This is a genomic window from Vibrio sp. 378, assembly GCF_033339435.1.
The window spans coordinates 1-1004 of the sequence record NZ_JAWOUO010000187.1 but is presented as its reverse complement, the minus strand read 5'-3'; the positions used below and the strand labels follow the sequence as shown (position 1 = coordinate 1004).

Genomic DNA, 1004 nt, shown 5'->3' with positions numbered 1-1004 from the left:
CTGTTGATCCCTGGTGCGACAGCTAGGTTGCTCACCAAGCGAATGGGAAGTTTTGTATTGCTTTCTTCTCTGCTTGCGACGGTTGCTTGCTTGGTTGGCACCATATTGCCAATGGAGCTCGACTTACCGGTGCCATCGGGCGCGTCGATCATCATTGTTTCCGCTGCTTTCTTCTTAACTGCAACGGTTTATCGAATTATTCGTAAGGCGTGAGCACGCTTTTACATACCCAACTTAAGTATCTCGACATGAAAATGAAAACTCTTACTTTAGGTTTAGGATTGATGGCGATGAGTACATTGTCATCATTGGCGATGGCCAAAGATATTTTAACCAGTACCCCTGTGACTTACATGCTGTCAGAGCAACTGATGAAAGGAACGGGCGTGGAAACCACATATCTGCCTCCCAAACGCTATGGCATTGAACGCGTGGCGAATTGGTTCGCCACTAAAGGTGCAAACCAAGTTTCAGAGGCAGGAAAGATCGCAACCGTGGCCATCACCATGAGAGCCATTTGGGACCAAGACCCGACGTATGTCTACGCACGACAAGGCAACATTCGTTTGATCGAAATTGATGCTTCACAAGCGATTTCCCCTAGAGCTCAAGGCGTTGCGGCCTTAAAGCTGGAAGATGGAGCGACATCTAAATACGTTTGGTTGAACCCAAGTAATTTAATTCGTATGACAGCCATTGTCGGTGACGATCTGCAAAAGTTGTATCCGCAGTTCCAAGAGCAAATCCAAAGTAATCAACAAGCATTAATGCTTAGCGTGCGTGAGTTGATTAACCAACAACAAGCAGTGATATTTGAAAAAGAGATCGATTCAATCGTGTTGATGAGTGAATCACTAGAAGATTTTGCTTCAGGAAACCAACTTTTTGTCGTCAAACGTCAGTTCAAACCAGAGTTAGAATGGAGTGAAAAAGACAAACTATCTTTAAAAGCTCAGTTTGAACAAGATAAAACACTATGGTTGGTGACGGATAAAAAACCATCA

General features: G+C 44.2%; 2 protein-coding genes. Both read left to right on the top strand.

Annotation, left to right across the window (positions count from 1 at the left end; translation table 11 throughout):
- Window positions 1–213, top strand: a 213-nt coding sequence (locus R7Q48_RS25050; RefSeq protein ID WP_318132831.1) for a metal ABC transporter permease, incomplete at its 5' end; no start/stop codon positions are given.
- Window positions 214–248: 35 nt separating this feature from the next.
- Window positions 249–1004: ABC transporter substrate-binding protein (locus R7Q48_RS25045; RefSeq protein ID WP_318132830.1), on the top strand; the 756-nt coding region annotated here is incomplete at its 3' end.